We start from the raw sequence: 15,497 nt of genomic DNA, 5'->3' as shown, positions 1-15,497 counted from the left end.
TGGTTCCCCTTGGCAAGGGGAACCGTCAGGGAGGGGTCTGGATAACTAGCGCAAACAGTCGAGACCCCTCCGCCTACGGCACCTACCCTTAGTAAGGGAGGACTCTTGTAGACCTACTTGCTCAACCGAAATTGTTTATGCAGTCACCTAGGCATCACTATATTTGACCTAACAAAGCAAGAATGTATGCCTAACGAGGCTACCTAACTACTGCCAAACAACGCTTTTAGCCTTCTCAGTAATTCAGGAAGCCCAATAGAAACTGGACCCGCCTCATAATCCTTGATCCGTATGATTTTTCCTACCAACTCTTCTTCATCGTCTTCCTGCTTTTGAAGTGAATCCACTAATACTTGAGCCGTAAATTGCTGACTTTGTATAGTTTGAGCCTGTTGAGCAATTAAATTACTCTGCTGTTGAATAGTTGCATTTAAATATTGTTTTTCTGCATTCGCTAAGGCTAATTGGCTTTGCAGTTGTAGAACTTGAGCTTGTAGTTTTTGTGCTGGAAAGCTGAGTTCTGATGCTGGCTGATATGAATTAACTACAGAACTAGTGGGTAGCTGCAAATAGAGTTGTAGAAGTTGGCTTATATTTTCTAATGCTTCTTCCTTGTTTTTAGGTTCAACTGCAAGAATTACATTTTCAACTTCTTCAGTAATACTAGCCGTTACTTCAATGCCAATATCTTTTAAGAACTCTGAAAAATACAAAAGGTATTGCTCACATGCCGTTTTAACTTCTGGTGGAAAGTTGAATTTCTCAGTCAAAGAATCATGATTTAAGGACGATTTCTGTTCTTCTAGTATTAACTTATATGCTCTTTTAAAGATTTCAAGATAACTGTCGACAATGTATCTCAGAGGTTTTTCAGAGTCATTCCTCCATTTTGTAGTCACTGTATATATTGCTTCTTTAAGTGCATCTTCATCAGAATCTAAATCTATATTTTGTAAATGTTTTGAAATGAACGCATTATCACCAATAAGAATAGTAAATTTATTTAAGAACTCTCTTGCGGACAAAAAAATAGAATTGTGCTCTAACATGTCAAGATGAAATTCAAACTTCAGTTTGAATTTTCCTCTTGCTTTATGTGGCATTAAACTAAAACGATAAAATCGAAAACTTTCGAATTCAAAATTTAGACCAGGTGGAGAATTAAAAGTCAAACTTCTGATACCCAGAAGTATTCGATAAATTGGATGATTAACTATATCTCCGTAAATTTTACGATCATTTATGGCTATATGAGCATAGTTAGGATTACCTTGCTCAAACTCAATATCAAAAGAAGCTTTCTCTTTATCTAGAGTTTGACCATTTATTGATATTTCAGGGTTATATCCACCTGTTGGGAAAGTAACTGAAAACAATGGCTGAAGATCACTCATATAAATTTATTTCTTATACATGAAACTGACTGATTAGCTAATATTTTTGATCATAGAAATAGAATCAAATGACATTTAGATAGTAAATATGAGAATAAAGAATCTTACTAAATCAAGTATATTTTTTATTTATTGAACCCAATTGATAAGATTTTCTTCGCCTATAGACCAATCATCCGATCTAAACTTGTCCAACCAAATGGGTTGTTTTGTTAACCTTCTGTATAACATAGTCGCAATGTAATTCAGATATTTCTCCAATATAGGTAAAAACATAAATGGAAATGACAAAAATGGATTTATTCTGAAAGAAGACTCTAAGTCATCTGAAATTGCTTCATATCTTATCTTGTTGTGTGCCTTGTTCTTGAAAACACCTTGGATACTAAATTCTGTCTCTGTATCGCCTTGATGTAGAACTGTAACAATAAATCCTTCTCTTGGGCCAAAATAATCAAATAAAGGTCTTATTGATTTATTTTCAAGCCTTAGAAATCTTAAATTATTAGTTTCTTCTCCACTATATATCTTGTATGTGTCTAGTTCTAAATCAGGATTTTCCATAGTAATAATGAGTGGCCTTAGACGAGCAAAATCGCTTTCTTCAATAACATTGTTGCTATTGTTTCAAACAGCTATTTTGGTGAGCGATATTTTATTGATCTGCTGGCCATTGAAAGTCAAGCTTAAAAGTTTATCACCAGGTATGGCATCTATAAATTGAACAGTTTTGGATGTATAGGCTAATGATTTTACGTTATTGCTTCTGACAAAGAAGTAAATCGCTAACAATATGCCGACTACAGCTAAAACTAGACCAACAATACTTGCGCTACTGGCAGTCAGGTTAAACCAATCAATACTACTCACGCTTATTCACGTTTATTATCATGCTGCCAATTATACAAAAGTACTTTTACTCAGTTGCGATAGTTTTCTTCGCTAAGCAGGCATATTAAGTGGGTCTAGCTGAAAATTCTACGTATTACCCAAACCCCGGTGTTTATCACTGGGGTTTTTATTTGCCAACTGACTGGTCAGCGCTGGACCATTACGCCTTACCCATAGACACTCCCTAAGTTGACCATAGAGTTTATCTATCCAAAGCGCTGCACCGACCTAGAGTCATAATCTTGTGCTGTGTACCTTAGAAACCACGCACAAAGAGGCACCTATTTATCAACAACGGTTGCCCCCCTTGTATAAGTGAAAAATATGAATATTATCAAGATTCATCAGTCACCCTAGAGAAAAATATAGAGTCCCCTGCAGATCCTGTAACCTCAGATAAAGACGTCACCGAAGTATATTTGTCCGATACCGATCACTACAGCCACTTACTCCCCCTGACTTCTTACCCCTATGGCTCTAAACTTTTTACGATCCCGCCCCGGATCAGACCAGCCCCTAGGCGGTCGGTACAAAATCGTAGAACAACTAGGCACCGGAGGCTTTGGTCAAACCTTCCGAGCCCAGGACTTACACCTGCCGGGGCATCCCCTGTGTGTAATCAAGCAGCTCAAACCGCAGGTAGACGATGCACAGCGGTTGCAGGTCGCCCGCCGTCTGTTTGATACAGAAGCCAAAGTGCTATATCAGCTGGGGTCCCATGTCCAGATTCCGCACCTGCTGGCTCACTTTGAAGATAATAAAGAGTTTTATCTGGCCCAAGAGCTGATAGAAGGCCATTCCTTGGCAGACGAATTTGAACTCGCTCCCTGGGATGTGCCTAAGGTAGTGGACTTTCTTAAGGATGTGTTAAACACACTGGCCTTTGTCCATGAACATCGGGTGATTCACCGAGACCTGAAACCCTCAAACCTGATCCGCAGACACAGCGATAATCGCATCGTTGTGATTGATTTTGGCGCTGTCAAACGCGCGGGTACCCAACTGGCTGCATCAAGTCCCGGCGTCAGCCACACCATTTCCATTGGCACCCAGGGCTACATGCCCAGTGAGCAACTGGCTGGTCAGCCTCAGTTCAGCAGTGATGTCTATGCCGTCGGCATTATGGGTATTCAGGCTCTGACCGGTCGTTCCCCCAAACAGCTTGCACCCAATGCCCAAACCGGAGAGCTGGACTGGCATCACTATGCGCCCCACATTCCGCTGGAGCTGATGACGATTTTGGATACCATGGTACGCTACGACTTTCGGGCTCGGTATCCTACGGCAAAAGCGACCTTGAACGCTCTGCAGTCGCTACCATCAGCGCTGAATAATGCTGCCTACAGGCCGCCGGTCAATAGACCTGTGGCCCCGCCACCTACTCAGGTGACGGTCCCTGCGATGGCCCGCCCTCCTCAACCGTCACCTGTGGCCAACCGTCCGAAAAGTTCTATGGCGACGGAAGTGGTGTCATCACCACCACCCTCACCCAGAAAGATGCCCGCCATTGCTGCTGGTGCTGCTATTTTGGGTCTTGGTCTGTTAATTGGACGCGCTTGTACCTCGGCAGCCCCTAGTAATCCTGAGGTTACGGTCTCGACGTCAACACCGCCTGCCGTCTCTCTACCTGCAGAGACCAATTCCAGCGAGCCTTCTGCAGTGACCGAAGCGGCTCCCATTGAGCCTGCAACGGAAGAGTTTACTCCAGCAGTTCCCATTGAACCCCTGGATGAAAATACTGAAACCGAACAACCAGAGGAAATTGTGACTGCAGCTCCACCGGTGGAGCCAGCAGACCCTGCCCCTGGGGAAACGGCTTCAGCGGAGCCACCGGAAACAGGGGCCTTAAACCCAACTACGGCCCAAACCGCTGTGGCCACTTTTTATGACTATCTGTCCAGTCAGTCTTGGGAGCAGGCAAGAACTCAAATCGGTGGCAGGGTAGCTCAGCAGTTTAACCCCAATTTCTTTCAAAAGTTTCAGCAAGTTTCTGTCGAAAATTTACAGGTGCAATCCCAAACGTCAGACACCATCGAGTTTTTGGGGCAGAATACTTATATATATGCTGATGGGTCAATGCAACGGGAAGCACGGACATTTACGGTGCAGTTGGTTGATGGTCAGCCTCGCATTGTGGGGTCTGATTTTGTGCGGGTAATTGAGTCTCGTTAGGCTATATTTTTTCGCTCACCCCCTGGCAAAATGGCCATTTAGCGCTAAGCTATGGCGCAGAACAGTGTGTTGCGACTTAAATGCCATCGTCCAGCAAAAATGCCAAACTGCCTCAGGCCCTTGCTCTAAAGCAAGCGGCGGGTTGGCAGTGCAAGGCATGTGGACGGCACTGTCGGCGTCATGATGAATCGTTAGATGAGTTTGCGGTCAGGATTGGTAATGAGAGAGATGCGATCGCAGCCCACCCCCGCCGCTGGACCCTGCATCTAACCAAGGTTGCCAAACATAGCTACAGTGTTCTCAAGCCGGTTGAAACAACAGCATCCTCTGCCCATCAGGCCATGGTTGTTCTTTGCGGTTCCTGTCACCGTACTTATCACAACTATCATCGCTGGCAACATCGCCAACAGCAACATCGTCAACAGCAAGAGCGCTTTGGTCAGCTGACTCTAAACGATATTCGGTTGCCCCTGACCGGGCTACAGCTATCGTTTACCGAATGGAGTGCCCCCTACGAAATTGTCAATCCTCTGCCGCCACAGAAACGGATAAAATCCCGCAGAAACCCACAATAATCGCCCATGAAGGCCAGACATGTTGCTAAATCTATAGACCAGGTCAGAAATCTCAAACTCTGGCACTGTAGAGGTTAGAAAAGAGTGGCAAAATTGCTCAAATAGTCTGATTTCTAGCATTATCTGTAATCACCGTCATGGCCAGACGTACCCAGTTCACCATTGCAACGTTTAATCTGTACAACATTAACCGTCCGGGTCTGAGAGTTTATTCAGATAAAGACGGTTGGGATCAAGCAGCCTATCAGCGCAAGCTAGAGTGGAGCCGTCGCACAATTCTCGACCACAAGGCTGATGTTTGGGGCTTCCAGGAGCTGTGGCATCTAGGGGCTTTAGAAGATATCTTTAACCATGAAGAGTTAAACGACTATCAGCTGCTAGCGCCTAAAAATCATGCCGGTCAGCGGATTGTCTGCGCTGGTGCAGTACGCAAAGATTTGCTGGTGGGTGAACCCCATTGGATTGAAGCGTTTCCTGAGAAATTTATTTTGCAAAGCGGTGGCGATGATGCCCAAACCTCTGATATCTCAGTCAGTGTAAATAGATTCTCTCGACCAGTACTCCATTTTCAGGTGCAGGCGCACACACAATCTGCTCCGATTTCTGTCTACGTGGCTCACTTTAAGTCGAAGGCTCCCACCAAAGTCTATCGTGAAGGCTGGTATCGGGCAGACGATGAATACTACAGACAGCATGGTGAAGCCCTCGGTGCAGCTATCTCCACCATTCGCCGCACCGCAGAAGCAACGGCGCTAAAAATGATTCTCACTGAGCAGATGAAAAATACGAATGAGCCAGTGGTGGTGCTCGGCGATCTGAATGATGGTGAAAACAGCAATACCCTCAACATTTTGACGGGGCAGCCCAACTATATCCTCAGTGGTTTACAACAGGGTGGCAGCGATGTCGATCTCTACGCCGTCAGTCGACTACAGCAGTACCGTAGCGATCGCAACGTGTTCTATACCCACATTTATCAAAATTTTCGAGAGTCCCTGGACCACATTTTGGTCTCTCAAGAATTTTATGACAATTCTCGCCAGCGGCTGTGGGCGTTTAAGGGCATGGATGTCAGCAATGATCATCTCAACTGGGACAACCATCAGGAAGATGGGTCTTCAGACCACGGAGTGGTGTGTGCGCGGTTTGAATATCGGCCTGCCCGGAGATAGCGGCATTGGCCGCTTGTAGCCTATGGGCTGGGAAACAGGTGAAGATACCTAAAATCTGCTCTCTGGTTGCTAAAAGCGCGGGTAAGCTGAAAAGAGAGGCAGCATCGTCTAATATCGTTAATTTTGTTGATTTTTTGAGACCATCGGGCGGTTACGGCATTGGGTTAAACGCTTTGCACACTGTCTGTGGATGTAAAACACTATGGAAATCGCCACTGACAACTTTCACCCCGCCGCCCATTGGTTTGTACCTCTGAACGAGTTGGATGCGGAGCGAGGGGCACCGCTGAGACCGGCAGACATGAAACCAGCTGACGACGACCCGCTGGCAAAAGAAGAGGATTCGTTTCTGGTGACCTTGGAAAGTCTGTTGATTGTTGAAAAGCACGATCGCAAAAGTAATAACGATTTGCTGGTGCGATCGCGACTTAAGTATGGCAACGCCCCAGTTGTAGAAGCAATTAACTTGTTTGCCAACGATGTTCCCGCTGGCATCGTGATCAGCAATCTGTTGTGTGAGTATATTTACGGTCAAGAGAACTATTCCAAACTCGACCGGGTCCATCTGGAAATCGAGGTCATGGAACTGCCGGGTAAGATTAGCCTGAACGGTAAGATTGGCAAGGGTCTCAGGGTCATCAAGAATACTTTTGGTATGGTCTTAAGCTCCCTGGTTCCCTTTGGGGGGATTGCCTACGATGTGATTAAGGATGTCAACACCTTTAGAAAACAAAGCGATCGCATCTTTTTTAGCAATCTAGATCTCTATGGAGTCGGAGGAGAAGGCGAGGCGCGTTTACGCTACGGGGCCTATATTTTCTTCAAAACGCTGGTGGATGGTGCCAAGTTTAAACTGCATAAGCTACAGCTAAAACCCCTGGTTGCAGACGACCCGACCCGACCTGTTCCCCACGATTATGTTGTTGTTAAAGTGGTACCAATCCCCATTCGCGTCGGTAGCAACGAAGCCCTGGCCCTCAAACACCAGAAAGTAGCCACTGTCCTCAGCACGATGGAGGGACAACTAGATGACACGGTCAGACCGCCCAAGTTTGACACAGCGAGTGCTGATGCCCAAAAGCTACGTAATCTCGCACTGCTTTATAGTTTACAAAAGCGTAAAGCGGCCCGAGAAACGCTAGATGAGGCCCAGACTCAACTGTATCAAAAACTACAACAGGAGCTGCAAGCGTTCATCTCATCCTAGGCAAGTTGAGCGCCCACCTCTTTATACTGGTTAATGTTCATACCCTTGACCAGCCGCAATGCCAACCTCAACGCGAGACCAAGTTCGTGACACCTTTAGTCAAGGTAAACCTCTCTGGTCGCGATCGATTGCCACCCCTGCCGTTGAATTTGGACCAGTTACCCTACCAGTGCTCAGCGGGCAGCTCCCAGCCGATTTGCGAGGTAGCCTGTATCGCAATGGAGCCGGTCGTTTGCAGCGGGGAGGACAGTCTGTTGACCATTGGTTTGATGGGGATGGGGGTATCCTGGCGGTTCACTTTAGGGATGCGGAGGCCACTGCCCTGTATCGCTATGTGCAAACCCAGGGTTTCCAGGCAGAAGCCGCCGCTGACGACTTTCTCTATGCTGGCTATGGACAAATGGCTCCTGGCCCCTTTTGGAAACGCTGGGGGGCTCAGCCCAAAAATGCGGCTAATACTGCGGTGTTAGCCCTGCCAGATAAACTCCTAGCGCTCTGGGAAGCGGGCAATCCCCACAGTTTAGATCTAGATACTTTGGCAACCCTGGGTTTAGAGAATCTAGGCTCACTTCAGCCTGGTCAGCCCTATTCGGCCCATCCTAAAGCGGACCCACATAGTGGAGAGATCTATAATTTTGGGGTGGTCTTTGGTCCCCGTAACTATCTACAGCTTTATCGCAGTGACGCGTCTGGCCAAATTTATCAGCAAAGCCAGATTCCACTGCCGCGCCCGGCCCTGGTGCATGATTTTGTCATAGCAGGAGCCTATCTAGTTTTTGTCGTGCCGCCTGTAGTCTTGTCGGTTTTACCGATTCTGTTGGGAACTAAGGGATTTAGCGATGCTATGCAGTGGCGACCCCAGTATGGCACCCAGATTATTGTTGTTGATCGTCATACCCTCCAAGCAGTCTCGCGCTTTGAGACCGATCCCTGGTATCAGTGGCACTTTGGCAACGGATATCAAACCGCTGATGGTACAGTGGTGATCGACTACGTGCGTTATGCCAACTTTGACACCAATCAGTGGCTCAAAGAGGTTGTCACGGGCTATCCAAAAACCCAGGTGTCATCCAGGCTATATCGATTGCGGCTAGATGCGATCGCAGGTAGCGTGCTATCCAATGAGCCTCTGTCTGACCTCGAATGCGAGTTTCCGATCATATCTCCCCAGGATGTGGGGCAGCATCACCAGTCTCTCTGCTTTTGTTATAAATCTCAGAATCGCAACGAAGAATACTTTGACAGCATTGGCCGTTTAGACCCCGACAGGGGCCAACTGCATCAAGTCACCTTGGCCAGCGGCTGCTATCCCGTCGAACCTGTCTATGTGCCAGGCCCCCAAGGCACTGGCTGGCTGCTCACCGTTGTTTTTGATGGCAATCAAGACCAGAGCACTCTCCAGATTTTCTCGGCAGATAACCTGGCGGCTGGTCCTGTCTGCGTGTTAGCCCTGCCGGAAATTATTCCCTTTGGGTTTCATGGCACCTGGCAACCCCGCTAGCCTGCCCTATGGCTGCTGCTCGGTTAGCTGCTGCTCGGTTGGCTGCTGTGACAGCTGCACAGCACCTGTCATATCCACCATGGCCAGATGTAAAAAGCCAGCACAGAGACTCACACAGCTGAGGGTCAACCAGGCCCATTTAATCCGTGGACGTTTGCAGTTGGGTGCTTGGGGATGTTGCGTAGAACTCATCGGGTCAGCAGTATAAAAAGACACGTCTAGCTCAACGTGCCCACCTGCATGGACCGACTACCCCTCGCGACAACATGTTTCCTCTTACTCAGCCGATTGATCCGCAATCACCCTGAGATTTCTCAGCCGATTGATCACAGCGGCAAGTTCATGACGACGGAATTCACTGAGATCGGCCATGGGATAGGGAGATAAGGCGTCAAAATCCTGGCGCTCTACCCAGCCCATGATGTCGTCTAAGAGGGCCTGCAGTGGGTGTGCTCGTTCTTGTTGTTGCCAGATAAGAATGGCATGGGCAATGGCCCTGGTTTGGTTTGGTTCCACCAGTTGCTCAATGCCGCGCAGGTCGATGTCCTCTGAACCGATGGTTAAGGTAGTGAGACTTTGGGTTTTGACTTTGGCCGGTTTACGATCGGTGTTAAATTGCGGCAGCTGAATCTGTCGTGGGGTGATGGTGCCAAACTGTTGACCGCCTTCTGCGCTGCGATCGCTCGGGTAGTCAGCAGCGATCGCTTTGGCTTGAGCCGTCACATCCTGGGCCATGTAGTTATCCAGGGCAATCACCCGATCGGCCACCTCAAAATAGTCGCCGCTGCCGCCCATCACCAGCACCGTAGAAATACCATGATCGGTATACAGCTGTCTGACTTTGTCGATAAATGGGGTGATCGGTTCTTTATCTTTTGTGATTAAGGTTTGCATGTTGCGATCGCGAATCATCAAATTTGTTGCCGCCGTATCTTCGTCAATCAGCAGTACCTGCGCCCCCGCCTCGATCGCCTCCAAAATATTGGCCGCCTGGGAGGTACTGCCGCTGGCATTCGTCGTACTAAAAGCTTGGGTAGAAATCCCCTGGGGTAACCGATCAATAAACGGCGAAATATCTACCCCCGTCACGCTACGACCATCTTCCGCCCGAATTTTGACCGTCGCCCCAGCAGCCACCACCTGTTCACGACCGTCACCAGGAATGTGATTATAGGCTCCCTGGGCAATCGCCTTGAGCACCGTCGATTTGCCATGGTAGCCACCGCCAACAATCAGAGTAACCCCCTGGAGAATTCCCAAACCCGTGATCGAGCCAGCATGGGGGGTTTGCAGAGTAATCTCCAGGGAGCTGGGTGATTGGAAAGGAATGGCTGCCGCCAAAGGCTGTGCATCCACACCGCTACGTCTGGGCAAAATTGCACCGTTAGCAATAAAGGCCACCAGATTGTGGGCAGAAAGCTGCTGTCTCAGGGCATTGGCATCTTCGACAGTGGCAATATGTTGCTCAAGGGCCTGACTCCACTGGGGCTGATGGTGCAGAGTGGCAGCCACCAGCTGAGGTATATCCTGAGTCAGCAACTCCCTGGCCCCATAACCAGCAATTCTCCGGCCAAAGGCAGGTAGCCCCACAGCCAGACGTAGCTCGATCCCCTCGGGGGTAACCTGGAGGGCTGTGCGGGCCAGGATTGTCTGACTGGTGGACGCCACTATCAAACGACCGCTTTTGCCTGACCCCCGACGTTGCTCAATCTTGGGAATAGCATCACTAATCTTGCGATGCAAAAAATCTGCCAGAGCGACGCGACGGGCCTGGTCACGCCAGTAGTCTTGGGGCCACCGACTACACCCATGACTGATCCAGATGCGGACGCGGCTAGGGGATGCAAACGGATCTCCCTGAATATGGGCCAGGGTGAGTTTAAAGTCAGGAAATGCATATTTTCCCTTCAGACTTTTATAGGCAGAGTAGCTGCGACCATCAAGCGTTTCTAACTGCTGCCCAAGAGTGTGGTGTGACGTCATCGTTGGCATGGTAGTTGGCGTGGGATCAGCATGGGGCCAAGCAACCATGATTTTACGGTTAAAGCGGGTTTTGCCAATCGGATCAAACCTGTATAAGTCCCAAATTCCAAGCAATACGGTCAGTTGTGACAGCAATCACATCAGCCTGTGTTGAACGTCATCAGTGAGGTCCAGAGGCATCACTTAGTTAATTCTGAGCTTCATGAATACTGAACATGTAAGAGGTGTAATCACGTATCCCATGACTCATTTGTCAGTTCACCCCCGTTGTCCGAAATTCGTCAAGTCTGCTCTGGTTGTTCTGGGTGCTACGTTGCTAAGTGGCTTAGCTCCTGTTATTGCTTTTGCTAATTCAGAGTCAAGTGCACCGCTCGCTGATGGTGTGTATCTATATGGTCAGTCCCCGGCGGCGGCGCAGCCTGGTTCTATCTATATGGTGTTTGAGGTAACGGGTCGTCAGACTGTCGGTGGATTTTACATGCCCAGTTCTTCGTTCGATTGTTTTTCTGGCGATATTTCATCCACGCGTTTGGATTTAACCGTGATTGATAGCTACGAGCAAACCAGTCATCCATACTCCCTGGCCGTTCAAACCCAGCCTGTTCTGGCGGCGGGTCAGGCAGGGGCCGAATTTAGCATTAATGGATTTACTCGGATTGAAGCGCTCTCTGAAATTGACGAGCACATTTTAGAGACTTGTCAGACTGTGCAAGCTGACACCATTTAACCCGGCTAAATGGGACTGGGATTACTCCTTATTATTTGCTTTACCAATAGAAATTAGACGGTCTGCTGCAAGATGGGGCCACGGTGACCCGGCTGGCAGGGATAGACAAGCTTTATGGCTGTCGATATGTCAACGGCCCAATATCACCTGTAAAAGTTCATAACTTAACCCTAGACGCTAGTCCTAAGGCCCCTCTGCCCATAGCCCCGCAGAGACAGGTAAGAATCTGCCTTCTTTATAAACTTTTTATCCACGTTGCGTGGATCATGGAGATTCGACACCTGTTTATTCTTATTCCTATAAATTCTTTTATCCTTCGGGCAAACTGAAACCATATCCGTTGCCTACAGGGCTATACGGATTACCCCACTTACCCAAATTCGGCTCTCCAGGCTGTCGAGATGCTCGAAGATGGGTATATTTTTATTACATAGTTAAAAAACTTAATGTCTACAGTAATCTTGGTTTACACCAAATTACTTGAGTTTGTTTCTCTTATAGGTTTCGACTCCATATCCCGGCAGAGGTCCATAAAACATGTTTGAACATTTCACCAATGCGGCAATTGCGGTGATCATGCAAGCCCAAGAAGAGGCAAGACGCCTGGGTCATAATTTCGTTGGTAGTGAACAGCTGCTACTGGGGATTGTGAAGGAAGGTTCTAGCATTGCTGCGCGAGTATTAAGCGATTTTGGAGTCAACCTGGCAAATTCTCGGGCTGAAGTCGAATCAATTATTGGGCGTGGCTCGGGCAATGGTCCGACAGAGATTCCCTTTACGCCCAAGGTTAAGCAAGTTTTTGAGCAGGCGTTTCAGGAAGCTCGCAAGCTGGATCATCCCTATATTGAACCTGAGCACTTGCTACTGAGTTTGACTCAAAACGTGGAGAGTGTTGCCTATCGCGTTCTGAATAACCTGGGAGTAGACCCCAACCAGGTACGTACCCAACTGATTCGTACCATTGGTGAGGTGTCTGCGGTACCTGCGGGTGGTCGCTCCCGTGATGGTGAAAAATCTAGCCAAACATCGAAGCGCAGTGGCGTTTTGGCGGAATTCAGCACGGATCTGACGGAACTGGCAGCTGCAGGTAAGCTTGACCCCGTGATTGGTCGCGCTGAGGAAATTGAGCGAGTAGTGCAAATTCTGGGTCGGCGTACTAAGAATAATCCCGTCCTGGTGGGTGAGCCAGGGGTGGGTAAGACTGCGATCGCAGAAGGTTTGGCCCAGCGCATTATCAACCAGGATGTCCCTGAAGCCTTATTTGAACGTCGGGTGATTAGTCTGGACCTAGCCATGCTAGTCTCGGGCACCCGTTTCCGAGGCGACTTTGAAGAGCGGCTCAATCAGGTACTGTCCGAAGTTCGCGAATCCCAGGACATCATCCTGGTGATTGACGAGATTCATACCCTAGTCGGTGCCGGTTCCTTAGAAGGCAGCATGGATGCAGCCAACCTGCTCAAGCCTGCCTTGGCCAGAGGTGAGCTGCAATGCATCGGAGCCACCACCCTAGAAGAGTATCGTAAGTACATCGAGAAGGACGCCGCCCTGGAGCGTCGTTTCCAGCGGGTGACCGTAGCCCCCCCCTCCGTTGAAGATACCCTGGAAATCCTTGGTGGTTTGCGAGGCCGTTACGAACAGTTCCACCGTTTGACCATTACCGATGCTGCCCTGGAAGCCGCTGCTACTCTGGCAGATCGCTATATCAACGACCGTCACCTGCCCGATAAGGCCATCGACCTAATTGACGAAGCCGGTTCACGGGTGCGGCTGCGCTACTCACAGAAAATTCCAGCTGGAGATAAGCGCACAGAGCTGCGTCAGGTTCAAACTGAGATTACGGATCGATTGGAAAGCCAGTCATTCAATGACATGGCCGCTCTCCGGATTCGGGAACAAGGATTATTGGCTGAGCTAGTGCCCAATGGTACGCCTCATCCCGAAGTGACCGATGAAGACATCGCTGATATTGTTGCCTCCTGGACTGGCGTCCCGGTTAGCCGCCTGACCGAGTCAGAATCCGCTATGATTCTGCATCTAGAAGACACCCTTCATAAGCGAGTAGTGGGGCAGAATGAAGCCGTAGAAGCCGTGTCCAAAGCGATACGCCGCTCTCGCGTAGGCATGCGGAATCCCGATCGCCCCATTGCCAGTCTGATCTTCTCGGGGCCCACCGGCGTGGGTAAAACGGAGCTAGCCAAAGCCCTGGCTGAGGCTGTCTTTGGCGCAGAGGACGCCATGATTCGCATTGACATGTCGGAATTTATGGAGCCTCAGTCAGTTTCTAAGCTAATTGGCTCTCCTCCAGGCTATGTAGGCTATGACGAGGGTGGTCAGCTCACCGAGGCCGTCCGGCGCAAGCCCTACACCGTGATCTTGCTCGATGAGATTGAAAAGGCCCATCCCGATGTATTTAATATTCTGTTGCAGCTGCTAGATGATGGCCATCTGAGCGATTCCAAAGGGCGCAAGGTGAGCTTTAAAAACACCTTGATCATCATGACCTCCAACATTGGTTCCAAGGTGATTGAAAAGGGTGGTGGCGGCCTCGGCTTTGAACTCAACGTCGATGACGAGATGACCTCTCGCTACAACAACATTCGTAACCTGGTCAATGAAGAAATGAAGCAGTTCTTCCGACCTGAGTTGTTGAATCGTATTGACGAGATCATTGTCTTCCGTCAGCTGCTTAAGAGTGAGGTGGCTCAGGTGGCCGATATTTTGCTCTCTCAAGTGACTGCCCGTCTAACTGAGCGCAATATCTCCCTAGAACTTACTGATGCTTTTAGGAAACATCTGGTGAATGAAGGGTATGATCAGGCCTACGGTGCTCGACCTATGCGTCGTGCTATCTCTCGTCTAATTGAAGATTATCTAGCAGAGGCTCTGTTAGCTGGAACCATTGCCGATGGCGATACGGCTATCTTTGATCTAGATGATGATGCTCAAGTTTTGGTTAGGTCTTCTAAACAACCAGCACTGGTTGGGGTTAGACGCTAGGGATTGGGCTGTCTGAGGCTTTTTATCTAGGAAGCTACTGTGGCTGGATAGTGGGTCAGTAATTTGTTGAACAACAGTGTTGTTGTCGGTTCAACAATGGCTGACAGTATCCAGCCGCAGTGCAGGTTTTGGGCTGCGATTAGATCCATGGTGGCTTTGGTCGAGAAGCTCTCTTTGAAGATTTTGCGGCCTGTTGCGATCGCAAAACGTACCCAGTTTATGCCTCGCCTATGGCTTGATAGCCACACGTTTGGTCAAAATGGCCATGACCTCATTGGGGCGTCCGGTGGAGATGGGTTTACTCCAGTCGTTGGGCTCGGCGTAGCGTTTTTTGTGCAGGTCTTGAATGGTCAGTCGCACGGCAGTAAGGCTGCCAAACAGCAGATGGCGCACCGTTTCGTATTGGTGGTCGGGCAATGGTGCGGTACTAACAGATAATGTGGACGCAACAGCGCCCTGAGTCATATCGAGAAACATAAGCTTTGGTCTCCAAATCTAGAGTTGTTAAACCGTTACCGCGTTTGAAAGCTGTAGCTAAACACCTACAGTCTGGCAGCTCGGTAAGAAACCAAAGCTCAAATTTAGCTGCCCCGATTATGTGATGCAAACCGGGGCAGCAATAGGATAAAGTATCCCAAGCCTGTGCGACACGAAGTCGCTCGAACGAGTGCTGTTGTGAAACATTGCAATAGCCAAACCAGTGTCTAGGTGAGTCCTCAATTCATCCATGCGTCATCGGTAACGATGGGGTGTGAAGCGATGGATAAAGCCGAAGGGAACTGAGAGCCCCAATTCGGTGCCCCGGTGAGAGGAAGTATCCGCGGATAAACGATAAGTGAACCGGCCTTAGGTTGCGACATAGATAGGTCAGCGAAAGG

Annotated in this window: 14 protein-coding genes; 7 read left to right on the top strand and 7 right to left on the bottom strand. The window is 48.8% G+C overall.

The window, feature by feature from the left end; translation table 11 throughout:
- Positions 1 to 203: 203 nt before the first annotated feature.
- The 3 genes from N836_RS49515 to N836_RS49505 form a co-directional block, all read right to left on the bottom strand.
- Entirely contained in the window at positions 204 to 1,394 is a 1,191-nt protein-coding gene (locus N836_RS49515) for a hypothetical protein (RefSeq protein ID WP_023072196.1), read from the bottom strand.
- Between the two features lie 129 nt (positions 1,395 to 1,523).
- Complete coding sequence (locus N836_RS49510) at positions 1,524 to 1,958, bottom strand: hypothetical protein (RefSeq protein WP_023072195.1); 435 nt, start codon at positions 1,956 to 1,958, stop codon at positions 1,524 to 1,526.
- Positions 1,959 to 2,021: 63 nt separating this feature from the next.
- Positions 2,022 to 2,264 carry a hypothetical protein gene (locus N836_RS49505; protein ID WP_023072194.1) on the bottom strand — a complete coding sequence of 81 codons (243 nt, stop codon included), beginning with the start codon at positions 2,262 to 2,264 and terminating at the stop codon, positions 2,022 to 2,024.
- 492 nt (positions 2,265 to 2,756) lie between these two features.
- Here N836_RS49505 and N836_RS73170 point away from each other — a divergent pair, with 492 nt between their 5' ends.
- The 5 genes from N836_RS73170 to N836_RS49485 all read left to right on the top strand — a co-directional run bounded on the left by N836_RS73170 (position 2,757) and on the right by N836_RS49485 (position 8,912).
- A complete protein-coding gene (locus N836_RS73170; protein ID WP_023072193.1) occupies positions 2,757 to 4,457 on the top strand; it encodes a serine/threonine-protein kinase in 1,701 nt (566 codons plus the stop codon).
- An 80-nt stretch (positions 4,458 to 4,537) separates the two neighbouring features.
- Entirely contained in the window at positions 4,538 to 5,032 is a 495-nt protein-coding gene (locus tag N836_RS49500) for a hypothetical protein (protein ID WP_023072192.1), read from the top strand.
- 137 nt (positions 5,033 to 5,169) lie between these two features.
- Complete coding sequence (locus N836_RS49495; protein WP_023072191.1) at positions 5,170 to 6,204, top strand: endonuclease/exonuclease/phosphatase family protein; 1,035 nt, start codon at positions 5,170 to 5,172, stop codon at positions 6,202 to 6,204.
- Positions 6,205 to 6,406: 202 nt separating this feature from the next.
- Positions 6,407 to 7,411, top strand: a complete 1,005-nt coding sequence (locus N836_RS49490) for a hypothetical protein (protein WP_023072190.1) — start codon at positions 6,407 to 6,409, stop codon at positions 7,409 to 7,411.
- A gap of 58 nt (positions 7,412 to 7,469) precedes the next feature.
- Positions 7,470 to 8,912, top strand: a complete 1,443-nt coding sequence (locus N836_RS49485; protein WP_023072189.1) for a carotenoid oxygenase family protein — start codon at positions 7,470 to 7,472, stop codon at positions 8,910 to 8,912.
- 6 nt (positions 8,913 to 8,918) lie between these two features.
- Here the strand turns inward: N836_RS49485 and N836_RS49480 are convergent, their stop codons facing one another.
- Both N836_RS49480 and N836_RS49475 read right to left on the bottom strand, forming a co-directional pair.
- Positions 8,919 to 9,104, bottom strand: coding sequence for a hypothetical protein (locus N836_RS49480; protein ID WP_023072188.1), 186 nt, complete (start codon positions 9,102 to 9,104; stop codon positions 8,919 to 8,921).
- Between the two features lie 84 nt (positions 9,105 to 9,188).
- On the bottom strand, positions 9,189 to 10,943 hold the full coding sequence (locus tag N836_RS49475; RefSeq protein ID WP_327058691.1) for an ABC-ATPase domain-containing protein: 1,755 nt from the start codon (positions 10,941 to 10,943) through the stop codon (positions 9,189 to 9,191).
- Positions 10,944 to 11,136: 193 nt separating this feature from the next.
- Here N836_RS49475 and N836_RS0137740 point away from each other — a divergent pair, with 193 nt between their 5' ends.
- Both N836_RS0137740 and N836_RS49470 read left to right on the top strand, forming a co-directional pair.
- The gene (locus N836_RS0137740; protein WP_023072186.1) at positions 11,137 to 11,622 is read left to right on the top strand and encodes a hypothetical protein; all 486 of its coding nucleotides are present in this window, start codon (positions 11,137 to 11,139) and stop codon (positions 11,620 to 11,622) included.
- A gap of 537 nt (positions 11,623 to 12,159) precedes the next feature.
- Positions 12,160 to 14,619 carry an ATP-dependent Clp protease ATP-binding subunit gene (locus tag N836_RS49470; RefSeq protein ID WP_023072185.1) on the top strand — a complete coding sequence of 820 codons (2,460 nt, stop codon included), beginning with the start codon at positions 12,160 to 12,162 and terminating at the stop codon, positions 14,617 to 14,619.
- 26 nt (positions 14,620 to 14,645) lie between these two features.
- Here N836_RS49470 and N836_RS75745 read toward each other — a convergent pair whose 3' ends face one another.
- Together N836_RS75745 and N836_RS49465 are read right to left on the bottom strand one after the other, a co-directional pair.
- Positions 14,646 to 14,867 (bottom strand): hypothetical protein, encoded by a 222-nt coding sequence (locus N836_RS75745; protein ID WP_152532114.1) that lies wholly within the window; start codon positions 14,865 to 14,867, stop codon positions 14,646 to 14,648.
- On the bottom strand, positions 14,848 to 15,096 hold the full coding sequence (locus N836_RS49465) for a hypothetical protein (protein WP_023072183.1): 249 nt from the start codon (positions 15,094 to 15,096) through the stop codon (positions 14,848 to 14,850). Before N836_RS49465 ends, N836_RS75745 begins: the two co-directional genes overlap by 20 nt.
- Between the last annotated feature and the right edge of the window lie 401 nt (positions 15,097 to 15,497).

The sequence above is a fragment of the Leptolyngbya sp. Heron Island J genome (genome assembly GCF_000482245.1).
Classification (GTDB): domain Bacteria; phylum Cyanobacteriota; class Cyanobacteriia; order Phormidesmidales; family Phormidesmidaceae; genus Leptothoe.
The sequence above is the reverse complement of the archived record's forward strand: the minus strand, read 5'-3'. Positions and strand labels throughout refer to the sequence as shown.